The 2,528-nt window shown below is 71.5% G+C and carries 4 protein-coding genes; all 4 read left to right on the forward strand.

Features of this window, described 5'->3' with window-relative positions:
• Positions 1–192: 192 nt before the first annotated feature.
• Positions 193–915, forward strand: a complete 723-nt coding sequence (locus tag P409_RS31655) for an ABC transporter permease (RefSeq protein WP_238578818.1) — start codon at positions 193–195, stop codon at positions 913–915.
• Between the two features lie 7 nt (positions 916–922).
• The gene (locus P409_RS31660; protein ID WP_034847927.1) at positions 923–1,717 is read left to right on the forward strand and encodes an ABC transporter permease; all 795 of its coding nucleotides are present in this window, start codon (positions 923–925) and stop codon (positions 1,715–1,717) included.
• 13 nt (positions 1,718–1,730) lie between these two features.
• Positions 1,731–2,021 (forward strand): (2Fe-2S)-binding protein, encoded by a 291-nt coding sequence (locus P409_RS31665; RefSeq protein WP_034847929.1) that lies wholly within the window; start codon positions 1,731–1,733, stop codon positions 2,019–2,021.
• Positions 2,018–2,528, forward strand: a 511-nt coding sequence (locus tag P409_RS31670) for an FAD-dependent oxidoreductase (RefSeq protein WP_238578819.1), incomplete at its 3' end; no start/stop codon positions are given. The genes P409_RS31665 and P409_RS31670, both read left to right, overlap by 4 nt.

The following is a 2,528-nucleotide window of genomic DNA, read 5'->3' on the forward strand; positions in this document are numbered from 1 at the left end:
CCGGAGATGGTCCGCGTGCTGCGCGACGCCGAGGCGGCGGAGGCCGGGCGATGAGCGCCGCGGCGTCGGAAGGCCGCCTGGCCCCGGCGGCGATGGCGTTGCCGGCGACGATCCTGTTCGCCGGGCTGGTGCTGGCGCCGCTGCTGGCTGACCCTGATCCTGTCCTTCCGCGTCTACGACCACACCACCGGGGTGCAGGACGCGCTGACCCTCGGCCAGTACCTGACGGTGCTCACCGATCCATACTATTACGAGATCTTCCTGCGCACCTTCCGCCTGGCAGCCCTGACCACGCTGATCTGCATCGTCGTCGGCGCGCCCGAAGCCTATGTGCTGAGCCGGATGCGCAGCCCCTGGCGGTCGATCTTCCTGCTGGTGGTGCTGGCGCCGCTCTTGGTCTCGGTCGTTGTCCGCGCCTTCGGCTGGAGCATGCTGCTGGGCCCGACCGGGCTGGTGAACGAGGCGACCCAGGCGCTGGGCCTCGGCCGCGTCCGGCTGCTCTACACCGAGACGGCGGTGGTGGTGGCGCTGGTCCACATCATGCTGCCCTTCATGGTCATCCCGGTCTGGACCTCGCTGCAGAAGCTGGACCCGGCGACCGAGCAGGCCGCGCTGTCGCTGGGCGCGTCGCCCGCCACCGTGCTGCGCCGGGTGGTGCTGCCGCAGATCCTGCCCGGCCTCCTGTCCGGCAGCCTGATCGTGTTCGGCCTCGCCGCCAGCTCCTTCGCCATCCCCGGCCTGCTGGGCGGGCGGCGGCTGAAGATGGTCGCGACCGTGGTCTACGACGAATACCTGAACTCGCTGAACTGGCCCCTGGGCGCCGCCATCGCGGTGATCCTGCTGGTCGCCAACCTGGCCATCATGCTCGGCTACAACCGGATCGTCGAAGGACGGTACCGGAAGAGCCTCGGGTGAGGCGCCGATGTCCCGCAACGGCCCCCTCGCCCTGGTCTTCCACGCGCTGGTCGTGATCTTCATGCTGGCGCCGCTGGCGATCGTCTGCCTGGTCGCCTTCACGCCGGAGAACACGCTGAGCCTGCCGACCGCCGGCGCCTCGCTGCGCTGGTTCGACGCGGTGTTCCACCATCCGGACTTCCTGCAGTCTTTCTGGAACAGCCTGGGCCTGGCGACCCTGTCGGCGACGCTGTCGACCGCGATCGCCGTGCCGGCCGGCATCGCCACCACCCGCTACGCCTTCCGCGGCCGCGACGCGCTGAACGCGCTGTTCCTGTCGCCGCTGCTGATCCCGCATCTGGTGCTGGGCGTGGCACTGCTGCAGCTGTTCTCGCAGCTCGGCGCCGCCGGCAGCTTCTTCTGGCTGGTGCTGGCCCACAGCGTGGTGATCACGCCCTATGCGCTGCGGCTGGTGATCGCCGCCCTGGTCGGCTTCGACCGGTCGACCGAGCAGGCGGCGGCGTCGCTCGGGGCCGGCGCCTTCACCGTGTTCCGCCGCATCACCCTGCCGATGATCCTGCCCGGCGTCGCCGGCGGCTGGCTGCTGGCCTTCATCAACAGCTTCGACGAGCTGACGATGTCGATCTTCGTCACCTCCCCCGCCACCGTCACCCTGCCGGTGCGGATGTACATGTACGCGACGGAATCGATCGACCCGATGATGGCCGCCGTCTCGGCCCTGATGGTCGCCGTCACCGCCGTCGCCATGGTCGTGCTCGACCGCATCTACGGCCTCGACCGCATCCTGGTCGGCCGCCAGTGACCGGATCCCCCCGATGCCCATCCTGACCCGCCTGGCCGAGACCGGCCGGCCCGAGATCCGCTTCCGCCTCGACGGGCGGCCCGCCACCGCCCTGGCCGGCGACACGGTGCTGACCGCGATCCTGACCACGGCCGACCGGCTGCGGCGATCGGAGTTCAGTGGCGGCCCCCGCGCCGGCTTCTGCCTGATGGGCGCCTGCCAGGATTGCTGGGTGGCGACCGAGGACGGGCAGCGCTTCCGCGCCTGTTCCACCGCCATCGCCGAGGGCATGCGGCTGGTGACCGGCCCGGGAGAGGCGGCATGAGCGGCGAGATCCGGCCGGTCATCGTCGGCGCCGGTCCGGCCGGCATCCGCGCCGCCCAGGCCCTGGCAGCGGCCGGGCTGCGGCCGGTGGTGGTCGACGAGGCGCCGAAGGGCGGCGGCCAGATCTATCGCCGCCAGCCGGACGGCTTCACCCGCGACACGAGAACCCTCTACGGCACCGAGGCAGCCAAGGCCGAGGCGCTGCACCGGACCATCGACGGGCTCGCCATCGACCACCGGCCGAACACCCTGGTCTGGAACATCGAGGCCGGGGCGCTGGACCTGCTGCGCGACGGCCGGGCGGAGAGGCTGCCCTACAGCCACCTGATCCTGGCCACCGGCGCCACCGACCGGATCCCTGCCGATCCCGGGCTGGACGCTGCCCGGCGCCTACAGCCTGGGCGCGGCGCAGGTGGCGTTAGAAATACCAGGGCTGCGGCATCGGCCGCCGCATCGCCTTCACCGGCACCGGCCCGCTGCTGCCGCTGGTCGCCTCGCAGTATCTCAA

It is taken from the genome of Inquilinus limosus MP06 (assembly GCF_000767795.1).
Lineage (GTDB): Bacteria > Pseudomonadota > Alphaproteobacteria > DSM-16000 > Inquilinaceae > Inquilinus > Inquilinus limosus_E.

Coding starts and splice junctions, on each gene's coding strand:
- P409_RS31660 (WP_034847927.1), top strand. CDS start 923: ATGTCCCGCAACGGCCCCCTCGCCCTGGTCTTCCACGCGCTGGTCGTG.
- P409_RS31665 (WP_034847929.1), top strand. CDS start 1,731: ATGCCCATCCTGACCCGCCTGGCCGAGACCGGCCGGCCCGAGATCCGC.